The 21,396-nt window shown below is 64.1% G+C and carries 18 protein-coding genes, 1 tRNA gene and 1 pseudogene; 13 read left to right on the top strand and 7 right to left on the bottom strand.

All coding sequences use genetic code 11. The features are described from left to right. Nucleotides 1–64: 64 nt before the first annotated feature. Nucleotides 65–601, top strand: a complete 537-nt coding sequence (locus tag MUG95_RS03745) for a cob(I)yrinic acid a,c-diamide adenosyltransferase (RefSeq protein ID WP_247009736.1) — start codon at nucleotides 65–67, stop codon at nucleotides 599–601. Here MUG95_RS03745 and MUG95_RS03740 read toward each other — a convergent pair. Continuing rightward, nucleotides 595–1,545: an MBL fold metallo-hydrolase gene (locus tag MUG95_RS03740; protein WP_247009735.1), complete on the bottom strand. Its 951-nt coding sequence runs from the start codon at nucleotides 1,543–1,545 to the stop codon at nucleotides 595–597. The genes MUG95_RS03745 and MUG95_RS03740 overlap by 7 nt on opposite strands. A gap of 237 nt (nucleotides 1,546–1,782) precedes the next feature. Here MUG95_RS03740 and MUG95_RS03735 point away from each other — a divergent pair, with 237 nt between their 5' ends. The 3 genes from MUG95_RS03735 to MUG95_RS03725 all read left to right on the top strand — a co-directional run bounded on the left by MUG95_RS03735 (nucleotide 1,783) and on the right by MUG95_RS03725 (nucleotide 2,721). Then, the gene (locus tag MUG95_RS03735) at nucleotides 1,783–2,043 is read left to right on the top strand and encodes a DUF7553 family protein (RefSeq protein WP_247009734.1); all 261 of its coding nucleotides are present in this window, start codon (nucleotides 1,783–1,785) and stop codon (nucleotides 2,041–2,043) included. Between the two features lie 49 nt (nucleotides 2,044–2,092). Beyond that, a tRNA-Val gene (locus tag MUG95_RS03730) sits at nucleotides 2,093–2,167 on the top strand. A 407-nt stretch (nucleotides 2,168–2,574) separates the two neighbouring features. Further along, entirely contained in the window at nucleotides 2,575–2,721 is a 147-nt protein-coding gene (locus MUG95_RS03725; protein ID WP_247009733.1) for a hypothetical protein, read from the top strand. A 177-nt stretch (nucleotides 2,722–2,898) separates the two neighbouring features. Here the strand turns inward: MUG95_RS03725 and MUG95_RS03720 are convergent, their stop codons facing one another. Further along, nucleotides 2,899–4,548: a PGF-CTERM sorting domain-containing protein gene (locus MUG95_RS03720; RefSeq protein ID WP_247009732.1), complete on the bottom strand. Its 1,650-nt coding sequence runs from the start codon at nucleotides 4,546–4,548 to the stop codon at nucleotides 2,899–2,901. A gap of 124 nt (nucleotides 4,549–4,672) precedes the next feature. Between MUG95_RS03720 and MUG95_RS03715 the strand changes: the two genes are divergently transcribed. The 7 genes from MUG95_RS03715 (at nucleotide 4,673) to MUG95_RS03685 (ending at nucleotide 11,823) form a co-directional block, all read left to right on the top strand. Further along, nucleotides 4,673–5,731 (top strand): PGF-CTERM sorting domain-containing protein, encoded by a 1,059-nt coding sequence (locus MUG95_RS03715; protein ID WP_247009731.1) that lies wholly within the window; start codon nucleotides 4,673–4,675, stop codon nucleotides 5,729–5,731. 60 nt (nucleotides 5,732–5,791) lie between these two features. Continuing rightward, a complete protein-coding gene (locus MUG95_RS03710) occupies nucleotides 5,792–6,067 on the top strand; it encodes a DUF8044 family membrane protein (protein WP_247009730.1) in 276 nt (91 codons plus the stop codon). Next, entirely contained in the window at nucleotides 6,067–7,155 is a 1,089-nt protein-coding gene (locus MUG95_RS03705; RefSeq protein ID WP_247009729.1) for a DUF4350 domain-containing protein, read from the top strand. Before MUG95_RS03710 ends, MUG95_RS03705 begins: the two co-directional genes overlap by 1 nt. Nucleotides 7,156–7,200: 45 nt before the next feature. Further along, the gene (locus MUG95_RS03700) at nucleotides 7,201–7,776 is read left to right on the top strand and encodes a metal-dependent hydrolase (RefSeq protein WP_247009728.1); all 576 of its coding nucleotides are present in this window, start codon (nucleotides 7,201–7,203) and stop codon (nucleotides 7,774–7,776) included. A gap of 80 nt (nucleotides 7,777–7,856) precedes the next feature. Further along, nucleotides 7,857–8,876, top strand: coding sequence for an AAA family ATPase (locus MUG95_RS03695; protein WP_247009727.1), 1,020 nt, complete (start codon nucleotides 7,857–7,859; stop codon nucleotides 8,874–8,876). Continuing rightward, the gene (locus MUG95_RS03690; RefSeq protein WP_247009726.1) at nucleotides 8,873–11,053 is read left to right on the top strand and encodes a hypothetical protein; all 2,181 of its coding nucleotides are present in this window, start codon (nucleotides 8,873–8,875) and stop codon (nucleotides 11,051–11,053) included. The genes MUG95_RS03695 and MUG95_RS03690 overlap by 4 nt, the downstream gene beginning before the upstream one ends. A 281-nt stretch (nucleotides 11,054–11,334) precedes the next feature. Beyond that, complete coding sequence (locus tag MUG95_RS03685) at nucleotides 11,335–11,823, top strand: hypothetical protein (RefSeq protein WP_247009725.1); 489 nt, start codon at nucleotides 11,335–11,337, stop codon at nucleotides 11,821–11,823. A gap of 9 nt (nucleotides 11,824–11,832) precedes the next feature. Here the strand turns inward: MUG95_RS03685 and MUG95_RS03680 are convergent, their stop codons facing one another. From MUG95_RS03680 to MUG95_RS03670, 3 genes are read right to left on the bottom strand one after another with little or no spacing between them, the layout of a single operon-like run. Beyond that, nucleotides 11,833–12,699, bottom strand: coding sequence for a DUF7982 domain-containing protein (locus MUG95_RS03680; RefSeq protein WP_247009724.1), 867 nt, complete (start codon nucleotides 12,697–12,699; stop codon nucleotides 11,833–11,835). Further along, nucleotides 12,696–13,190: a DUF8163 family membrane protein gene (locus MUG95_RS03675; RefSeq protein ID WP_247009723.1), complete on the bottom strand. Its 495-nt coding sequence runs from the start codon at nucleotides 13,188–13,190 to the stop codon at nucleotides 12,696–12,698. The genes MUG95_RS03680 and MUG95_RS03675 overlap by 4 nt, the downstream gene beginning before the upstream one ends. Next, nucleotides 13,187–14,614, bottom strand: coding sequence for a DUF58 domain-containing protein (locus MUG95_RS03670; protein ID WP_247009722.1), 1,428 nt, complete (start codon nucleotides 14,612–14,614; stop codon nucleotides 13,187–13,189). Before MUG95_RS03670 ends, MUG95_RS03675 begins: the two co-directional genes overlap by 4 nt. A 154-nt stretch (nucleotides 14,615–14,768) precedes the next feature. Between MUG95_RS03670 and MUG95_RS03665 the strand changes: the two are divergent. Next, nucleotides 14,769–14,921: pseudogene (locus MUG95_RS03665) on the top strand (hypothetical protein); the annotation flags it as partial. A 176-nt stretch (nucleotides 14,922–15,097) separates the two neighbouring features. Continuing rightward, nucleotides 15,098–16,333: a glycosyltransferase family 2 protein gene (locus MUG95_RS03660; protein WP_247009720.1), complete on the top strand. Its 1,236-nt coding sequence runs from the start codon at nucleotides 15,098–15,100 to the stop codon at nucleotides 16,331–16,333. Between the two features lie 1,086 nt (nucleotides 16,334–17,419). On the opposite strand, the gene MUG95_RS03655 is transcribed toward MUG95_RS03660, so the two are convergent. Both MUG95_RS03655 and MUG95_RS03650 read right to left on the bottom strand, forming a co-directional pair. Continuing rightward, nucleotides 17,420–19,912: a type IV secretory system conjugative DNA transfer family protein gene (locus MUG95_RS03655; protein WP_247009719.1), complete on the bottom strand. Its 2,493-nt coding sequence runs from the start codon at nucleotides 19,910–19,912 to the stop codon at nucleotides 17,420–17,422. Further along, nucleotides 19,909–21,183: a hypothetical protein gene (locus MUG95_RS03650; protein ID WP_247009718.1), complete on the bottom strand. Its 1,275-nt coding sequence runs from the start codon at nucleotides 21,181–21,183 to the stop codon at nucleotides 19,909–19,911. The genes MUG95_RS03655 and MUG95_RS03650 overlap by 4 nt, the downstream gene beginning before the upstream one ends. Nucleotides 21,184–21,396 lie beyond the last annotated feature (213 nt).

Below are 21,396 nucleotides of genomic sequence, written 5' to 3'. Positions count from 1 at the left end.
GGGGCGGGGGACTCAAAACCTCCGCGGGTGGGGCTATAAGACGCTGGCAGCCCTCCTGTTCGATATGAAAATCTACACTGGCCGCGGCGACGAGGGAATGACGGACCTGCGGAACATGGACCGCGTCTCGAAGGCGAGTCCCCGCATCGAAGCCTACGGTACGGTGGACGAACTGAACGCCCTCGTCGGCACGGTTCGGCCCACGGGCTACGACGACATCGACGACCAGTTGCGCGAAGTCCAGAACCACCTCCACGTCGTGCAGGCCGACTTCGCCAACCCCGCGCCCGAGGACGACGACCCCCGGATTCAGGACGAACACGTCGACGAAGTGGAGTCGTGGATAGACGACTACGACGACGAACTCGACCCGCTCGAACGCTTCATCCTCCCGAGTGGGTCCGAATCCGGTGCGCGACTCCACCAAGCGCGGGCGGTCTGTCGCCGCGCCGAACGACGCGCCGTCGCGTTCGCCTCCGAGGAGGCGGGCGTCAACGACGCCGCAATCGTCTACCTCAACCGGCTGTCGGACTGCCTGTTCACGCTCGCCCGCGCGGTGAACAAGCGTGAGGGCGTCCCCGAGGAGAGTCCAACTTACTGAGGCCGCTCGTAGACGAGGACGCCACCTCTGTCCCGGCACGCCACCTCGCCGCGGGCCTCCAGCACGTCGAGGTGACCGACGGCCTCGCTCATCCCGGGGAAGTACTCGGTGATGGGCAGGTCGCCGAACAGTCCTTCCATCACGTCGAGTGGCGTCGTCGGCCCATCGACCAGTTCGCGGACGTTCTCGGTTCGCTCCTCGTGGGCGTCGAGGATTTCCCCGACCCGCTGGCTCGGCGCGTCGAGTATCCCGCGGTGCCCCGGGAGGAACCGGTCGAAGTCAGCCGTCCGTAACTGTCGGAGCGATTCGTTGAACGCCGGGAGGACGCGGGGTCGCTCGCCGCCCGATTCGGCGGGCGGGAGCAGGAACGGGTTGGGCGTAATCTCGGCGAGTACGTGGTCACCGACGAGTGCGCGCCGTCCACCGTCGTGTTCGTAGCAAAAGAGGAGTTCCCCTTCGGCGTGCCCCCGGACTGCGCGCCCAGTGACCGTCGTCTCCGCGACGGTCAGTGAGTCTCCATCGCCGATTTCGCGGTCGGTGGTGACGCTCGGCCCGTACTGGAGGAACGTCTCCGGGAGGTCAGTAACGGTGTCGGCGGTGGACGCCGCCATCCCACACCGCTCGAAGAAGTCGGTAAAGAAGGCACGTTCGCGCTCGAACTGTGCCGGGAAGTCGGCCATGATGGTCGCGGCGTCGGGACTGGCCACGATTTCGGCCCCCGCATCCCGGAACCGCGCCGCCAGCCCGAAGTGGTCGGGGTGGGGGTGGGTCACGAGGATGCGTTCGATATCCGCCGGCACGAGGCCACGCTCGTCGAGTTCGTCCAGCAGGTGTGACCACGCTTCCTCGCTATCGGGTCCGGGGTCGACGAGTGTCCGCTCTGTGAGATACGCGTTGACTGGTCCGACCTGAAACGGCGTCGGAACCGGGAGCCGAGTGAACATACGACTCGTACTCGGCCGGCCGACAAACAAGTTCGGACGCCGGGATGCCTACAGGGCCGACGACCGGTGGGACAGACGCGTGGCCCACCCGCAGTGGTACCACGACGTATTTAGGTTAGCCTAAAATAATGAAAAACGTTGCGGTTCGAGCTAGTCGTGTAGAAACACCTCTGCTGTCCGGTGGTTCGGGCCACCGTCGCCACAAACGCTTTATCTGTCCTCTGCGTAAGGGCAAATATGAACAAACACTTCGAAGACGCGCGGTACTATCTGAAGCGAGCGGGCGAGACGGCCAAGAAAGGCGTCGAGGAGGAGCTCGAACCGGTCGAACAGCGGTTCAAGGAACTGACCGGCGACGACGGCGCGGAACCGGAAGCGGGCCGATTGGCGGACGTGCGGTCGGACTTGGCCGAGATTCAAGAGCGGGCCGAGGGCGAAGCCAAGGAGGCTATCGCCGACGCCCGCGAGCGAATCGACCAGTATCGCGACGACGAGTAATCGCGGGAAAGCAACTCTTAAGTCTCGCGGCAGGGAATCGTCGTGCGCCGGGTTGGTGATCTAGTCCGGTTATGATACCTCCTTCACACGGAGGAAGCCGGCGGTTCAAATCCGCCCCAACCCACTAACTTCCTCGCTGACGCGAATGGACGGTAGCGGGATACACTGTTGTTTCGACTGCTGTGTCACAACCACCGCCAGCCGTCGCCACACCCGTCTGAGCATCTAACGGAGTGGATGCTGACCGCCGCCCTACCGTGCCGCTCCCCCCCCGCACAACATTTTGAGTACGCATCTCGGTCCGGTGACTGAAACTCGCACCTGCATCACGCAGAGTCCTTTCGAGTCCGCACCCCGGTCGCCCCACCCGGTGAACAAAAGCTAAATATTGGAATAAAATTCCCGATATAAAAACAACCCGCCTGTATTGCGGGTGAGAAACCCGTCGAAACCAACATTCCGATTCTCCACCAACCTGCAGGTATGTCAGAACAACCGAACCTGTTTCACAATCCGGTCTTTCGGTGGGGAATGCCTGCAACAACAGCCATCTTGGTTCTCGGGATAGCGTTTTTCTTCGTCGAGGACCAGACGCTGCGACTGCTGATGGTCGGTATCGCCGGGCTGGACCTCGTCGTTACGCCACAGATACTGAAGCGAGCGGCCCAGGCCGACTGACCGCTCGCCGGGTTGCTGTAGACAGCACTCTTCTCGTTCGTCTGTGGTCGGTCGACGAGTCGATGCCGGCCGCAGTCGACGGACGCATCGGTGGGGTTTCCTGCAGAGCAGAGCAGTCGAACGTACGGTCGCAAGAAGTGGTGTGGAGTCAGTTACCGGCCGGTGAACCGCAGTGTGTCAGTCCCGCCGCCGCACGAAGAGGGCGGCAACCAGGACTGCGACGAAAGCGACAGCGATGCCGAATCCGGGGCCACTCGTCTCCGTCGTGGTTGGGGGTTCGGTCTCGGTGTCGCCAGCCGTCTCGGTGTCGGGTTCGGTCTCGGTTTCGTCGGCCGTCTCGGTGTCGGGTTCGGTCTCGGTTTCGTCGGCCGCCGTCGTGGTGCTATCACCGGAACCGGGTGTGTCCGTCTCGGTTGCCGTCTCGGTCGGTGAGACGGGGTCATCGACGCCGCCGTCATCGCCGCCACCGCCACCGCCGCCACCGCCGCCGCCACCACCGCCAGTGCTGGCAGCGGCCAGCGACACGGTGCCGGTGGCGGTACTCGCGACCGACGAGTCGTCGTCGCCCATCGTGTAGACGACGTACCGGTAGTCCCCGGTGGTGAAGTTACTGAACGTCTCGACGCTCACCGTCGCCGTCGGCGAGGAGTTTGTGACACCGGTGACGGAGGCATCGAGCGTCTCGAACTCGGTGTTGCTCTCGCCCCCGCGACGGATTGCGTTCGTCGCCGGCGGGTCGCCAGTTATGTCCTCCACGATGAAGTCGACAGTCTGTCCGGCACCGACCGTCCGGGCGACGCGCCCGTCGGCGAGTTCCTCACCGTTGATGGCGATGCCGTCCTCGACGTCGGCGACACCGGTTACGTTCCGAATAGAGTGGTTGAGCGTGCTGTCAGTCGAGAGGTCGAAGTTCGGGCCGAGTGCGGTTTCGTCGACTTTCAGCTCGAACCGACTGTTCTCGAACCGGTCGCGGTCGTAGAGTGCGACGACGTGGGTCACGTCCGGCGACCCGGCGAACGCTCCCGAGGCGTCGACGTTGAAATTGAGCGTCGAGCCGACGGTGTTGTCGGCGACGGAGACGGAGTTCTGCTGTGCCTGCACGGAGAGCTGGTCCGTTCCCAAGATGACGATGTCACCGTCGACGGAGATGTTGTCGCTCGCGATGCCGAGCGACGGGTCCGACGCGCCCGTCTCGAACCCGTCCGCGCCTGCCTCGTGTGATGCGAGCAACAGGACGTACTGTCCGGACTGGCTCGGCGTGAACGACGTCGACAGTTCGCCGTTGGGGTCGAGCGAGACTTCGTTCTCGACCATCTCGAACGACGCGTTCTCGTTCGCGTTGTCGATGTCACTCAGTAGGTCGATGGTGTCGGACGCTGAGTTCGGGAACCCTTCACCGCTCCCGGTAATCCGGGCGGCGACGACGTCGACGCGGGCTTGCCCGTTCAGGTCGCCCGAGTTGGCTCGGCCGTCGTCGAAGGTCACCGGAACCGAGCTCCCAGCGGTGTGTGTCCCCGCGGGGTTCCGATTCAGCCCGAACGTGGCGATGAGGGACTTCTCTCCGAACCCTGTCGCACCGATCACATCAGTGGGGTACGGGACCTGTGTCGCCGCGCCCGTGTCCTCGGTGCGGAGGCCGAAGGCGAACCGCTCCCAGACCTCTATCTGTCCATCGCTCGTCCCCTCGAAAACCTCACTATCTGGGGCTTGTGAGGGGTTCTGAATGCCGGGAGTTGCGGCCGCGACAGATGCTAACACCAGTACACCGCCGACCAACGCCAACAACGTAGCGACCGCAAGTCGCCCGTTGTGCTCGAAGTTACCCATAGCTTGAGAATGATATCATCGGCCCGCCGTATAATAGTTTTGAATATGACAACAATAGATGTCAGGTTGGGTATAACCAGATGGAAGTCATAGAATTGAAAACGAACCAACGAGACGGTACCGTATGCGCAAACGACTTCTGGCCTGTGCCGCTGTGGCCGTCCTGATATCCGTTGTGCTGTTACAGCCAGTAGCCGGCCAGTCCTCCGAGTACGGCATTTCCGTTGCCGGTAGCATCGACACGCCCGACCGCACCGTAACCTTCGACGGGGAGTCGTATCACGTGTCGGAAGTCAAACAATCCGACCCCGGTGATACGGTGACAGTCGACGTGACTGCCCCGTCGGACCAACTGGTTACGGTCTACATCTACAACGCAGACAGACAGATAATGGACTCTGAGCGGGTTGGTGGGTCGGGGTCGGTTACGTTCGACCTCAGCGGATACAGTGCTGGGTCGTACATGTTCACCGTCGAGAACGACGGCGACACCAAAGTCGCTCATCCGCTCGTCGTCCGGGCCTACGACGTCTCGGTGTCGGCACCGTCGACGGCCACCGCCGGTGACGACATCAACCTGTCAGCGTCGCTCACCCAACTGCGTGACGGCGACACGAGCGGCGTCGAGTTCGTCCTCCTCAGCGACGACGACAGCCTCCGCGTCGACGCCACCCAAGATGGCGACCAGTACACTGCGACGGCCGACACGGCCGGCTTGAGTGCGGGCGAGTACTCCGTGTACGCGACCGTCCGTGGCACGGAGGAAGTCGAGGGGAACAAGGAACGACTCGGCATCAGTAACTCCGCGTCGCTGTCGCTCGAATCCGACTCGTCGAGCGACGACGGCGGCGACGGCGGGAGTAGTGGTACCGGTGCCACCGGCGACGGTGAAACGACGACGGAGACAACGACTGAGTCGACGACGGAGACATCAACCGAGACGGCGACGGAAACGTCGGCCCCGTCGGAGACGGACACGACGACGCAACAGTCGACCGACCGTGCAGACGACACCGACACCGCTGTCACGACGACGACGGACAGTGACGCCATCACCCCCCAACAGACGACCAGCGACGGGGTGACGACGACGAGCAGCACCGGGCCGGGATTCGGTGCCACAGTCGCCGTCCTCGCCGTGGTGTCGCTCTCGATGCTGGCCCTGCGTCGTAAGCAGTCGTAGCCGGACGGTCCGTTCCCCACCTCGAAAGGTGTAAGAGACTGCACGAGTGCAGTGTTCAGTATGACGACAGGGCGGAGAGAGCGGTTCGTCCACGCACAGATGGCGTGGATGCTCGCGGCTATCGTGGTCCTCGCGCTCCTCGGAGCCCTGACTCTCGAGTTGTTCTTCGTCGTATCGCTTATCGGGTTCCTCGTGGTGGTCGAACTCACGGCACCGTTCGAGGTCACGCCACGGTGGCGTCGCCGCCTCAAGTGGCTCATCCTCGCCGGGTTGGTCGGGTTCGCCCTCCTCGTAATCAGGCGTGTGCTGGCGATTCTCCCGCCGGGTGTTCTCTGATGGTCGAGGACCGCTCGTTCGACGTTTCGCTCACTCGCGGGCTTGCCTATGCGTTCGCGCTCGTCCTCGCGGTGACGCTCGTCTACGCCGCGAGTACGTCGGGGGCCGCGTTCAGCGCGTACAACGCCGGATGGGACGGCGGGTCGGAACTCCGGTCACAGGCGGACGCACTCGACAGAGACCTGACGGTTGCCCGTGACACGCAGGCCTACGATGCGGTGCCGGCCAGCGGCACCGTCGCGTTCGTCCTCGCTCCGTCGGGGAACTACACGGGCGACGACGTGGCGGCCATCCGGTCGTTCGTCGGCGCGGGCGGAACGCTCCTCGTCGCGGACGACGCCAGTTCGCCGACCGCCGGGAACCGGTTGCTCGCGGCACTCGGCGTGAGTCCCCGCTTCGAGAACGCCACGCTCCGGGACGAGCGGTACAACTACCGGTCGCCGGCGATGCCGGTGGCTCGCGAGGTGGCGGACCGACCGCTCACCGACGGGATGGACGAACTGACGCTGAACTACGGCACCGCGGTGCGGCCAGCGAACGCGTCGGTGCTGGTGTCCTCGTCCGGCTACGCGTACCTCGACCGGAACGGGAACGGGTCGGTGGACTCCAACGAGACACTCGGGGAGTACCCCGTCGCCGTCAGCGAGACCCTCGGTGACGGCCGCGTCGTCGCCGTCTCGGACCCGAGCGTGTTCATCAACACGATGCTGGAGCGACCGGGGAACGAACGGTTCCTCCGCAATCTCGTGGCCGGCCACCAGCGTGTGGTCATCGACACCTCCCACGCCGAGACGCTCCCGCCGCTCGTCGCTGGCTTGCTGACGCTCCGCACTTCGCCGCTCCTCCAGGTGACGGTCGGCGGGGTGGCACTCCTGTTGCTGGTCGCGTGGGGGCGGAGTCCGGCCGGGTGGGTGTCGCGACTCCGGGCGAACCTGCTCGAAGACGAGGGCGTCCCCGACGGGACGCTCGCCGAAGCGAGTGCCACGGACCTCGCCGCCCACCTCCGTGACCGACACCCCGACTGGGACGAGGAACGCGTCCAGCGGGTCGTCGAGGCGGCGATGGTCGAGCGTGACGACCAGTCCTGAGCCCCGACCGAAGGACATAGGTCCGGGCACGCGCTCGCATACGGCATGTGGCCGTGGGGACACGCCGGCGTCGGCTATCTCCTGTACGCCGTCGCCGTGCGGGCGACCGGGCGTCGTGCGACCGCTGGGGGGAGTCTCGCGGTGGGGTTCGGGACGCTCGCGCCCGACCTCATCGACAAGCCGCTGGCGTGGTGGGTCGCAGTGCTGCCGAACGGCCGGTCGTTCGGCCACTCGCTGTTCACCGCCGGGTTGCTGGTCGGTGCCGTCGTCGCGTACTGCTGGGTGACCGAGCGGAGACACGTCGGTGCGGCGTTCGGCTTCGGGTACGCGTCACACCTGTTCGCCGACGCGCTCTACCCGCTGGTAGCGGGCGACTGGTACTATTTGGGCTTTCTCGCGTGGCCGCTCGTCCCGCCGATATCGTATCCGACCGGCAAGAGCTTCCTCGCACATCTCGCGACGCTCGAAGTCGGCTGGCAGTTCGGACTGGAAATCGGGCTGGCACTCCTCGCAGTGGGCGTCTGGTGGCGTGACGGTCGCCCCGGCCTGCGGGCGGTCACGACGGCTGTGCGGTCGGCGGTCATCGCGGCCGGACGCACCCTTCGGGCACAGACTGACTGACCGTGACGGCCAACCCAAAGAGTGCGGGGGGACGAGCCGCGAGGAAAGTTGTTTTACCCCGTCCCTACAACACTCGACCAATGAGTGGACCAGCGTCGGTCTATCGCGAGATACAGGACGAAGTCGGCGGCGTCTTGGTCGGGAACGAGGACGTCGTCGAACAGTTGACGGTGGCTCTCCTGACTCGCGGACACGTGCTGGTCGAAGGCGTCCCGGGTGTCGCGAAGACGACCATCGCGCGCCTGTTCGCCGGCGCGACCGGCTTGGAGTACACCCGCATCCAGTTGACCCCGGACACGCTCCCCGCGGACATCACCGGGACCACCGTCTACCGCGAGGAGAGCGCCGAGTTCGTCGTCCAGAAGGGGCCGGTGTTCTCGAACGTCGTCGTCGCCGACGAAATAAACCGTGCGACGCCGAAGACCCAGAGCGCGCTGCTCGAAGCGATGCAGGAACGCAACGTCACCATCGAGGGCGACACCTACGAACTGCCGGACCCGTTCCTCGTCGTCGCGACGCAGAACCCGCTCGAAATGGAGGGCACCTTCGAGCTCCCGGAGGCACAGCGCGACCGCTTCATGTTCAAACTGAACGTCGGCCTCCCCGACAGAGCCCAGGAGATGGAGATACTCGACCGGTTCGACGCCGACCCGGAACTCAGCCCGTCGGCGGTCGACCCAGTCGTCGGTCCGGACGACCTGCGTGACGCGCGCGAGTCGGTGGCGACAGTACGCGTGGCCGACGCCGTCAAGGAGTACGTTCTCGACATCGTGGACGCGACTCGACAGGCGGCCGGGGTCGAACACGGGGCCTCTCCGCGTGCGTCGATAATGCTACAGAACGCCGCGAAAGCCCGTGCGGCGATTCACGAGCGGTCGTACGTCCGACCGGACGATGTCAAGGCCTTGGCGGAGCCATTGCTCGCACACCGGCTGGTGCTCTCGACCGACGCAGAACTCGGGGGGACGGAGACACGGGACGTCGTTCGTGACGTACTGGACACGGTCGCACCGCCGAGCGTCGACATCGAACCGAACGACACGACCGAAGCCATCGGCGACGGTGGGAACGTCGATACCGCGAACGACGGCGGACCGTGACGACCGTCTCACACTTGTTCCGCGTGGCCGCCGTGGCCGCCGTGGTCGTGGTCCTCGCGTCGGGCATCGGCGGCGCGGTCACTCTCACGGAAAGGACCGGCCAAGCCACCAGTGAGGCGGCGACGGACCGTCTGACGCTGGCACAGACCCAGACCGGTGTCAACAACAGTACCGTCCAACACGTCGACCCGGAGACTGTCGACGAGGAGGGGAACGTCTCGGGGGTCCAGTCGTGGCTCGGGCAGAGCATCGCGCGACGCCTCGGGAACAGCAGCGTGCAGGTGAGTCGAGGCCAGTACGAACAGGCCGATTCCGTCGTCGACAACGACGTGTCCACTCTCCTCGGCAAATACGTCGACGTGGCTGGCGACACCGACAGCGGGGGCGGAGGCGGGGGTACCGACGACGGGGGCGCGGGCGACGGCGAATCCAGTTCGACGACCGAGGAGGGACAGGCACTCGAAGCGGCGAGCGAGCGCCAGGACAGGTACGTGAACGCCACGCGGCGGTACAACCGGCTGTACCGTAACTACACACGGGCACGGGAGAACGGCGAGGCCGAGCGCGCTCGGCGGCTCGCCCTCCGACTGGGCCTCGCGGCCGAAGAGGTCAGTACTGTCGGACGAAACTTGACACGCAGTTACGCCGGCGTGGCACGGACCACCGGCGCGAACATGACGCGCGCCACGCGGTCAGTCGATGCGGTCGTGACCAACGTCACCGAGCGACAGGCCGAAATCAGGGCCACGGTGTTCACGCGGACGACTTTCGTCATCGAGTCGGTCGACGAGCGGTTCTCGTTCACGTCGCCGCTGTCAGTGCGTGCGCGTCTGGTGACGGACGACGGGGACGCTGTCTCGAACCAAACTGTCCCGATTCAGGTCGGCGACCGGCGGTCCCGCGTCGAGACGGACCGGAACGGCACGTTCACCGTCGCCTACCGGCCTGTCCTCTTCCCAACGGACCGCGACCGTATCGGCCTCGCGTACCGACCGCGCCCGACCGCACCGTACCTCGGGACGCGCACTACCCTTCCGGCGTCGGTCTCACAGGTGCGGCCGAACGTCACGGTCGAGACGAGCGGTACCGAACTGCGGTATCGCGACCGGTTCACCGTCAGCGGACAGGTGGCGGCCGCGGACCGAGCGGTCCCGGGGGTGCCAGTCGTCGTCAGCGTCGGGTCCTACCGCGTAGGCCGGACGCAGACGACGCCTGATGGGGAGTTCACCGTGGACGGCCGCCTCCCGGCCTCGGTCACCGTGGGGGCCAGCGAAGTGACTGCCCGCGTCGCCGTCAGTGGCCGGGCGGTCGGTCCCGCGAGAGGCACCGCGAACGTCACTGTCAGGAAACGGGCGACGGACCTCACGCTCGCCGTCGATGGCGGCGACACGCTCGGTGTCCGTGGCCAGTTGACGACGGCAAACGGGACCGCTGTCGGCGGACAGCGCGTCGCGCTGGTCCTCGGTGACGAGCGCGTCGGGACGGTACGGACCAACCGGACCGGGGGCTACACCGTGGCCGTCAACGCCACGTCGCTCCCGCCCTCGTCGGACGGGGAGACGCTCGTGGCGCGGTTCAACGGTACGGGGACGAACCTCCAATCCGCGAGAGCAGAGGCCACGATACCGACCAACAGCAACAGCGTCCCGTTGCCACTCCTGCTCGCGGGGCTCGTCGGCCCGGGGTCGCTCGTCGCCGCCGGGTGGTGGATTCGCCGGCGGGACGACGGCGTGTCCCGGCCCGAGCCGACCGGAGCGGCGGCGACCGAACCGGAACCGGAGCCGACGACGACGGCCACGGCCACGCCGAGCGAGCGACTCTTGGACAGCGCGCGAACGCACCTCGACGCCGGCGAGACACGGCGGACGGTCGAACTCGCGTACGCGGCCGTCCGGGTCGCACTGGCCGGCGGGCAGGACTCGGCGGCGACACACTGGGAGTTCTACGACGAACACGCCGACGCACTCTCCGAACGACACCGTGCCCGCCTCCGTGACGTGACGAGTGCGTACGAGACGACGGTCTTCGCCGGGGACGTTGCGGACGCGGAGCAGGCAGTCGCCGACGCGGCGGCGTTCCTCCGCGGCGTGTCACAGCCACGGGACGCGAGCGACGAGCGAGGCCCGGAGCCGACCGGGACAGCCGGCGAAACCGGGACGCAGACGGCGACCGAGTGACTGCGACGCCGGACGACCCGCCACTTGGGTGTGGGTACCGACACCCCTAGGTGATGGATACTGACTGGCGGGGCCACCTCGACGCGGGCGCAATCCGTTTGGCATTGTGTTACAGTCACACGCATAGAGATAACGCCCGAATAACTACCCTGTGTTGCCCGTTGTGTAGGTATACATCCTCGAAGCACCATGATTCGTGCACTTTCCAAACGACTGCGGGCCACCCACCGCTCCCCGAGCAGTCACGTCGGCTGGCACCGCCGACGGCCACGGCACGGACGATGAACAGACGGACGTTCATGGGCGTCGCCGGCGCGATGTTCGCGCTCCCGGACACGTCACCGGTCAGCACCGACACCGACCGGCACGAACTGTCGACGGAGACGCGGGACGGGTCGTGGCTGGCGACGCGGCTCCGGCGGACGCTCCCGATGGACGACGTCGACTGGGTACAACTGGACGACGAGTACACGCTTCCGGCGTCGGAGGGGGAGGCGAGGACGTACGCGAACGTCCTCAACGCACTGGTCGAGACGCCGTACCGACGCGACCACTACGACTGTGAGGACGTGTCGATGCAGTTGATGAACCTCTTCGCGCGTGCCGGGATGAACGCGGGCGTCGCCATCACCGACTCCCACGCCTACTGTGTGCTCGTTGCCGCCGACGGCACCCTCCGAAAGTGGGAGCCACAGGTGGCGACGGACGTCACCGGCCGAAACGACGACAGGTACACCTTCGACGACGGGGCCGGAACGCTCCTCCTGTGACCCCGACGCTCACGCCCACCGGAGCGTCACGAGATACTCGAACCGGTCGTCGCCCGTCTCGACTTCGACCGTGACGGGGTCGCCGACTGCCCGTGCGGTGGCCGTGGCGAGGAACGAGACGACGGGGTGGTCGAAGGCCGCCACGTCCCCCTCGACGGCCGTGTCGAAGGCGACAGTCAGCCGGCCGGCCTCGCTGTCGACGTCGGTGCGGTCGAGGAGTTCGAACTGTTCGACGAGCGCGTCGGTCAACTGTGGTCCGAGCCGGTCGGGGTCGTCCGAGAGCGCGTCAGTCAGCGACCGCTCGAACGCCCCGACGAGGTCACGGCCGGTCGGGACCAGCGAGAGGCCGCGTGCCTCGTCCGTGACGACGAACGGCGTCGTCAGTGCCTCGGCGTCGGGCACGTCCGCGGACGCGGTGGCCGGGACGAACAAGCGGACGGTACTCCCGTCGGTTCGCGGGACGTAGACGCGCGTCTCCGTGAGGCCGAGCGCGTCGACGATGGCCGCGAAGTTGTCGGCCGTCGCCCGGGACACTGCGTCGCTGACCGTCGCCGTGACGACTCGCTCGGGCGTCAGGTAGTGTATCAGCACCGCCCCGAACACGCCCGTCCCGCCGAGGGCGACGAGCACCTCCCGGACTGCCGGAAACAGCACGGCACCGACGAGTGCCACGGCCCCGAGCGCGAAGAGCGCGAGCGCGGTCTGCCGGTACTGCGACTGCGTCGCGCGTGCGTACTCGGCGCGGAGTCGGTCGTTCTCCGCTTCGAGGAGTTCGAGGCGGGCGCGTAGCGACGCGTCGTCTGCCCCCGTCTCCTCCGTAGCTGTCTCGCTGTCCGCCGTGTGTGACGGCTCCCCGTCACCGCTGTCGGTACTCACGACTCCACCTCCGCCAGGCGACCCATCTGCAGGAGCTCGTAGCGATGGACGCCGTACGCTGCCAGCGCGGCGACGAACACGAGGCCCAGCGCGACCACCCACGTCCCGACGGTGGTGGTGGCCCAGAGTGTGACGAGGCCGCCCACGCCCGCAGTACAGAGGAAGGCGACGACGGTCCACTGGTCCGGGGATTCGTAGACGAGTTCGGCCAGCAAGAGCGCGGCGAGTGCCCCCTCGACGGCGACTGCGGTCGGGAGGCCGGGCCACCCCGGGATTGCGAGGAGGACACCCAACTGCGCCAGCGCGAACCCGGTGACGGGGGCGAACAGCCAGAGGCTCGCTCCGAAGAGCCCGACGACGGCCCCAGCCGGCCCGGACACGAGGAGCAGGCACACCGGGCACAGTGCCGCGACGGCCACCTCGGGGACGCGCAGTAACTGGAGTCGCTCGGTCGTCGCCCGCGGGGTCAGCCGGTCGAGCGGTCCCGTCACGCTCGCCGCCTCCGTTCTGCCCGCTCGGCCAACACCGCCGCGACGCGGTCACCGGGGCCGACTTCGAGTGCGGTCACGCGGGAGAGGCGGTCGAGTCGCTCGCGGAACGACTCGAACGACCGGTAGTCGTCGTATGCCGTCCCCACGTCCGAGAGCGCGCCCGGCCCGAAGAGGACGCCGGGAGTGAGGAAGACGACGACGTGGTTCCCGCCCTGCCGCGCCAGACGGACCGCCTCCAACACCTCGGCACGGTTCGTGTCGTCGGTGAACAGCATCGTCCAGACGGTCCCCTGTTGGGGTCTGACCCGTGACTGGACCGTCGCGAACAGCGGGTCCTCGGTAACGCGGTCGACGTACGTCACACCGGACTCGAAGAACGGGCGAAGCGTCCGTGTGAACTCGCTCTCGCCGGTCAGTGCCTGTGACAGGTCCGTCCCGGTCCCCGCCGCGTGCGTTCCCGTCTCCGTCCGCCCGCTGCTGTCGGTCGGCGTGGCGTCGACGAGCGTCCGCCGCACACGCTCGTAGTGGTCGTTCGTCGCCGCCGGTGAGACGGTGGCCGTGATGCCCTCGTCACCGACGGTGTAGAGTCCGACGGGGTCACTGGCCGCACTAGTGCTGTCGAGGACGGCGAGCGCGACCTCGCGGGCGTAGGCGACCTTCGTCCGACCGGGGACTCCCGTGGCCATCGACTCGCGGTGGTCGAAGACGAGGACGGTGGTCCGGTCGGTGTCGACCTCGAACTCGCGGACGTGGGCGTCGTCGAGGCGGGCCGTCGCCTTCCAGTCGATGCGGCGGGCGGCGTCGCCCGGCTGGTACTCCCGCAACTCCTCGGGTTCCAGGCCGGCACCGCCGATACTGCTCGTGTGGTCGCCGAACCCGGTCGCCACCTCGTTCTCTCCCTGGCCCACGTAGACGTCCTGTGGCGTCGGCGGCCGTGCGAACAGCGTCGCGGAATCGCCTCGCCGGAGCGTTTCGGTGAACCGCCCCGCCGACTCGGTGACCGTGACGGGCGGGGTGTCGAACTCGTGCGTGCCGGCGACGGGTGCGGTCACCGTGACCGTCGCACTCGCTTGCGTGTCACCGACACCGAGCGTGACCGCCGACTGGCCGTCCTCGACGCGGACCCCTGCCGGGACGGACAGCGATGCGGTCACGTCGGCGTCGACTGGGGCCGTCGCCGTCACGTCGAGGGTCACTTGGGCCGGTTCTTCGACGCCGGTCTGTCCCGGCGTCACGCGCTGGGTGACGGACAGGGCGTCGTCGAGATGGCCGAGCGACCGGGCGAAGTCGTACTGGGTCGTGAGGAGGTACCCGGCGACTGTGGCCGCTCCGCCGAGAAGGAGCGGGCGGTCGAAGACGACTGCCCCGCCGGCCAGCACCAGTCCGACGAGTGCCGTCTGCCAGTACCGGCGCGTCGCGTCCATGTGTGGACTCCAACGAGGAGCCACATTGAACCTGTTGGTCCGGTTAGGGGCACGTGATATTTCCCCGAGGTGAAGAGAGAAGGGAACGGACCGCTTCGAGACCGGCACGGTCCAGCCGAACGCGTCGTGGCAACGCCCGTACGCCGTCACCCCGACGATGACGGGGACGCGCCTGCGACTCATGTACCTCCTGTACCGGGGCCACCCCCGTCGAAAACGCCTACCAAGAGAACCACCTCTGGGTCAACGTCACCGCTGGATAGCCGTCTCCGCTCGCCGCCGCTTTCGTGTTGTTAGTCAACGATAACTTATTTGATGACGCAGAGACCCAATTAATACGATGAGTAGGAGGTTTCTACTGCCCGAAACAGAACGGGCACATCGTCGCCACGAGTCCGACAGCAACCGTCCCATTGCTGCTACCAGTCGGAATCTCCCGGTAACCAACCTGGCAGTCCACACAGCACAGAGCGTCCGCTGAGAATGTCGACGGACAAGGAGTCTGTCGAAGCCGCCGGGGCCGAATCCGAGCAGGCCGGTTCGACGACCGAATCGGGTACGGAGGGTTTGTTGCTCGGCGCGGACAGCGAGCAGACACCGACGTTGAGCGTCGTCATGCCGACGCTCAACGAGGAAGACGGGGTCGCGGAGTGTATCGACCGCATCAAATCCGCAGTCGTCGAACTCGGCGTCCCGAGCGAAATCGTCGTCAGCGACAGTTCGACCGACCGGACACCCGACATCGCGCGCGAGATGGGTGCGGTCGTCGTCGAACCCGACGGGTCCGGGTACGGCTACGCCTACCGCTACGCGTTCGAGCGGGCCCGCGGCGAGTACATCGCGATGGGCGACGCCGACACGACCTACGACTTCGAGCAGATTCCGCGCCTGCTGGAACCGGTTCGCGAGGGCGACGCCGACATGGTCATGGGGAGCCGTCTCGACGGCGAGATACGGGCCGGTGCGATGCCCACGCTCCACCAGTACGTCGGCAATCCGCTGTTGACGAAGTTCCTCAACGCGTTCTACGACGCCGGCGTCAGCGACGCCCACAGCGGGTTCCGGGTGTTCCACCGGGACGCCCTCGCGGAGATGGACCTCTCGACGGACGGGATGGAGTTCGCCAGCGAGATGATCATGGAAGCGGGCTCGCGCGACCTGACCATCGAGGAGGTGCCCATCGTCTACCACGAGCGCGAGGGTGAGGAGACGCTGGACAGTTTCCGCGACGGGTGGCGCCACGTTCGGTTCATGCTGCTGAACGCGCCGGGCTACCTGTTCAGCGTTCCGGCACTGGGGCTAGGCGTCGTCGGAACCACCCTGTGTCTACTCGCGCTGTTCGACATCTCCATCGGCCAAGCGTCGTTCGGCATCCGAACGATGATCGCGGGGAACCTTTCGCTGCTCGTAGCCTTCCAAGTCGGTAGCTTCGGCGTTTTCTCGACGCTCGCGAGTGACCCCATCCGCCGACAGGAAGACGCGGTAACCGAGTGGATAACCGACAGACTGACGCTCGAACGGGGCGCGATGTTGGGCGGTGTCATGCTGGTCAGCGGCCTCGGGTACGTCGCCCTGAGGGTCCTACAGTGGAGCACCGAAGGGTACGGCGCGCTGTCGTCTGTGCTCCCTGATATCTTCGGTGCCACCGTTATCGTCCTCGGCATTCAGATCGTGTTTTCTGCGTTCTTCATGAGTGCTATCGCTGGGCAGAGTCGTTAAGTATCGACTGGTTCTTCGGTGAGACTGAGACCCTCGATATCGTGAGTTGTTGTAATTATATTATTTCTTTTAATTGTATACACAACCGATAACCGATAGAGGGGAATGGTTGAGTAGAGCTACGGATATCATGAATGTACCTGAGAAGACATACTCTTCTATTTCATCTCCTCTTATCAATACGCCCGATGAATCCCTGTCACCACCTACGACTCCATCCGTGGACCACAGGAACACATCGACTGTACCACTAGTCTGACTCACCTTGATACTCCTTGGTGACTCTAACAGCATTTCTAATATAGACACCGCTCAGACTCCATATTGACAATAACACGATCGAGTTACTCTCCGAAACTAGTGTCCAGACATACTCGAACCGGTTGAGCGAGCATCGAAATATACTGAGCGATGCGGAATCGTTGTATCACTGGGTAGGCTCACGTCCGATAGTTTAGCAGAGAACTCGTGTTATCATCACAACTGCATACGAAGGGCGATTCCGATATTTGTGTTCGGAAAAGGTCTGCTGAGAAAGTTAACTGACTGACAGCGTCACTCACGCGGCCGCATCTACGTACAAGCGTTTATAAGGTGGAGAGGTCGTCACTCCGCTCTGCTGTGTCGTGTTTACTCCAACTTGAAATTATAGATAGACACGATCTGTATCGGGGTGCGTGTTTAATACCTGAACGTGACAACTATCACGGGAGAGAACACTGACAAAGTCAGAACAACTACAAAGCCTGCCGAGGGTAGATCAATCATATCTTCTAAAACGGGACATCCTTAGCGAGTGAGTCTCAGACACGTTTCGATTTAGGGTGGTTACCAACACGTAACGTCCGGACAGTAGGTTGGTTGTGCATTACTGGATAGTCGGGGCAGTGCTGCTGAATCTGACGATTTTGCTGTCCTTATCGGTCGGGTAGTGCTGCGGTTGCTACGCTCTGGTTCAGGAGGAAATTGCAGTGCTACGGCTGATAGGATGCCCTTGCTTTGGGAGCAGACAGTATTGCATCAACAACGAGGGCGTGTCGATTGTGGCTGCTTGAAAAGGCGCGGTACTGCTGGCTCGTCCGGTGCTTAGTCACTGAGTGATGGCTTAGATAGTTCCTTCCGAAGGCTATTCAGCGTCTTGATTGCAGTCAGTCCGGCAGAATCGATTTCACTGATGTCACTGATTCGGGTTCTGGACGTGAACGAAGTGGGGAGGCGCGGCGTGTCATCCTCGATGCCTGCGATATCAGCTGCCGGGTCTTGGAGTGGTTGGAGAACTGCTTCGTGGCCATTCCCGCTGCTTGAGACAGCCCAGATTGCTTCTTCGGGGTCGATTGCCGCGAGTTGGTCGAAGTCATGGATCGGTGCGACCGCTCGGTCGTTGTTCAGTCGTTCCGCTTCACCCACGACATGGATCTGGCCTGTGGTATCTAGGCCGACGACGTCGAGCCGTGCTTGGCTTTCGAGACCGTATTCCGCCAGTTGCTCCGTATTGAGTTCGAAGTATTTGTTGACGTCTTCGACGGGTGAGTCTGGGTCTGGGATGGCAGTCTGTTCCAGATAGCGGGCAAGTGCGTCAACCATCACGATATGCAGGAGTGATTCAGTCTGGTCGCGTTTTTTGTGTCCCCAATCGATGCCGCGACGATGCGGCTCGTTCAGCAGGTCGCGGCCGTCTTTGGTGACGTCGTAGTAGACGAATTCGCGAAACTGGTCGTCATTGTTGAGGTAGCCGGCTTCGGCCAATTCCGACAGGTGTGCCCGGTCGATGCTTAGTGTGTCGAACACCCGTGGTAGCGGGTCGAACACCGGATCGAGTACTCGTGGGTCGTACCGGCCGGCCTTGACATTGTACAGGAGTTGGAGTGCAAGTATCTGTACCGGCGGGACTGGCGCGGCTGTGAGTTCGTCGGGGGTCATAGACAACCCGAGCTCGACCGGTACTACTGAACTGCGGTCGAGCGCGTCAAGGTCACTATGGCAACGGATCGCGTCACGCAGGCCGGTATCCGAACAGTCGTGGGTACTCCCGCAGGAGCGACAGCGGAGTGCTGTTCGGTCGTGGTCGTATTCGACTGCTTCTGGCAGGTCGACAAGCGGAAGCAACGTGTTGAAATTCGTGTCCCGAAGCTGCGTCCACGTCTCAGCTGCGAGATTGGGTGCCGGGTTGGCCTCGGAGGCGACGCCGTCCGGTGCGGTATAGTCGTCGTACGGAATCCCGTGTTGGGTGCTTGTGTGCTCGCGGCAGTTGCTGAACGCAGTATCGAACTCGGTTTGCTCGCTTTCGGCAAGTGGTGTCGAGCCGTCGGGATGGCCGGGTGGGAGTGGGGGGTCTGCGATGGTATGGGAACGGATGGGTGTCTCATTTCTGGGGACGGCCGGGTCGAACAGCCAGTGCCCGCTGGGCAGGTTACGCAGTCGGTTTTCGACTTCGGCTTGGCTCATGTGACTGCCGGAGAGTCGCGCCGTGAACTGGTCGTCGCTGGGGACCGCCCCGGTGACAACGCTGTGAATGTTGTTCAGGAGTTCGTCATACGCGATGGTATCCTCGGTGGCGGCGGTGTCGCCTGAGCGGTCGAACTGTGCGGGGTACTGGACCATCGGGATGACACCGAGATTCTGACTGCGGCCGAGTGCGAGAAGTGACTCGAGATGTGAATCGATTCGTAACTGTGGTGCCTCGTCGATGAATAAAAGTGACTGCGGGGGGTTTGTGGCTGACTCACGGGTCCGCACTGCGCGCCAAAACAGTGACAGGATGAGATTGGCGAGCACCCGCCGTGCTCGCGTCGACGGCCCGCTCAGGTCAAGCAGGATGAGTACATCCTCAGTGAGCCAGTCGTGGAAACTGAACGCCTCTGAAGGCGCGGACGGTGAATGGTCGAACAGCGGACGCAGATACCCGTCGCCATAGAATTTCTCGATACGGGTGACCGCCCCCTGTGCGATGGTATCGATATCTCGGGCATTCCCGTGGGTAATGCTGTCGAGGAGGCGGTCGCTCCACTCCGGATGGACATCTGGCGTCGTCTGGGTCTGCCGGTACGCGTAGACGGCGGCGGCCAACGTTGACAGCTCGTACGAGTCTGCACCGTGGACGGGATCGAATAATGCCATGATGAGATACCGAATTACGTCTGGCGACCGAATTGCGTCGAAGTCAGCCGGTTTTGTATGGTCCAGCAGTCTGATGAAATGGTCTGCGACATCCTGCACTGCGCGCAGTCTGTCCACCCCAGCAGCTACGTCACGCCTGATATCAAAATAGGAGATGGCGGGCAGGAACTTGGACACGTCGAAATACAGGACGTCATCGAGCGAGCCAGTCCGAGCGTAGTGGGCACGGGCAACCTCGCGTAGCCAGCCATCCCCTTTCGGATCGAGTACGACCGTCGGACCGGACGTCGCGGGATGTGCCGATGCGATGGCGGTTGTTGCCATGGTGGACTTCCCGGATCCGGTCCGGCCACTAATCAGGAGATGCCGGTTCCAAACGTCTTTCTGTAGCCCGATTGGGTCACCGACATCGCCGTCACGGGTGACCTCTCGCCCCAGAATCATTCGGTGCTGGTCGCTCATCTGGTCTCCTCCGCGTCCGAATTCGGGGTGCCGGACTGGTCGGTTGCCTGCCTAGCATTGTCGTCGAATGATGAATCTGCGCGCAACCGCTCGGACTGCTCTCGTGGTGGGCGTCCAGTCGGTGCTTGGTCACGCGGAAACGACCCGTGAGCGCGGCTAGTGGTGTGATGGCCACTCCCCGTGACAGCCAAGTACGCATAGATTTGCTCGCTATCGGCGACACAGTTCACTCGCCGACTGCGCCCGTGTCCGAGGAATCTTGACGGGGACGTGTACGTAACTGCGCCCCGATCCAAGCGTCGGGTGACGCGCTCGTACTCCGTCTGCATGCCGGGCAGCAACGACCCTGTTCGTGGCTCGAACTGTCGATGGTCAATGTCACATCGGTTGTTCGTGACCGTTTCAAGATGCGACTCGACCGAGTTAGCGAGCGACTGAACGTCTCTGTACTCAGCAGTGTCTGGAATCGCGACTAAATGAACGTTAACGTCGAACAATTCATCGCCCTTCGTGGCACGTAACTGCTGAACGCGCTGGCGTTCCGGTTCAGTGAGCTCCTTGTCGGGTCGCCGCTCGGGCGGCGTCTTGGCGATCCAGAAACGAACGAACTGTGTCAAGAGCCCGCAATCCAGTCGCTTTCTGATCGCCCGAACACGCTGGTCGAGCCGTGACTGCATCTTTCGACGACCACTTACGGTGACTTGCACGAGTGCCGGAATCTCGGCTTGAATCAACTCCGCACCGAGTTCGTCCAGCAATAAGCCGACGTCCGTGTCGGTACGAGCCACATCCTCTACGGTCGGCCCCTTCAGTAGCCCGTCCAGTGGACGATCTTCACGCATCGTGAACTCGATAACAACTGGTTCGCAGCTGGAATCTGTCTGTGTGTCGCAACCGAGCATCGACGCATAGGACGCAGTTTGCTCGCTGAACTGCCCGCTATCGAGTGCCTCTCTGTGGGTGGATTTCACCACCGAGATGCCGACAGCATCAGTACCACTGTCATCATCGCCGTCAGTGGTGGTCTCGTGGCTTGAGGAGGCCTCATCAGCAGTGGCGTCGCCGGAAAAATACGCTGCCTGCAGGGCTCCATCACCGGTTGTCGACAGAACGACACCCGTCGAACGCTCGTGATCTGGACTGTACCGGTACGCGTAGATGCCGGTATAAACTATGAAGCCACAGACCATCGATACTAGCCCTGCTATTATTATATCGATGATAAAAACGAACAGTCCGGAACCCGAGGTGGTGTTCTCAACTACTTGCACCATGTCAGGTACGATTGACGCGATACCTACCTGCCACCCGATACGGTAAGCGAGATCAGAAAAATACACGAGTGGTAACCCGATGAGTACCGTGACGATCAAGATGAAATACCGAGGCGGGTTGCGTTCCAGCCAATGACGCTTGACGTATTCCACTGACTTCTTAGGATCAGTAACATCACCATGCAGGACAGACCCTGCCCTACTCAATTG

The organism is Halorientalis litorea (assembly GCF_023028225.1).
GTDB classification, from domain to species: Archaea; Halobacteriota; Halobacteria; order Halobacteriales; family Haloarculaceae; genus Halorientalis; species Halorientalis litorea.
Note: the sequence above shows the minus strand (reverse complement) of the source record. Positions and strands in the feature narration are given on the sequence as shown.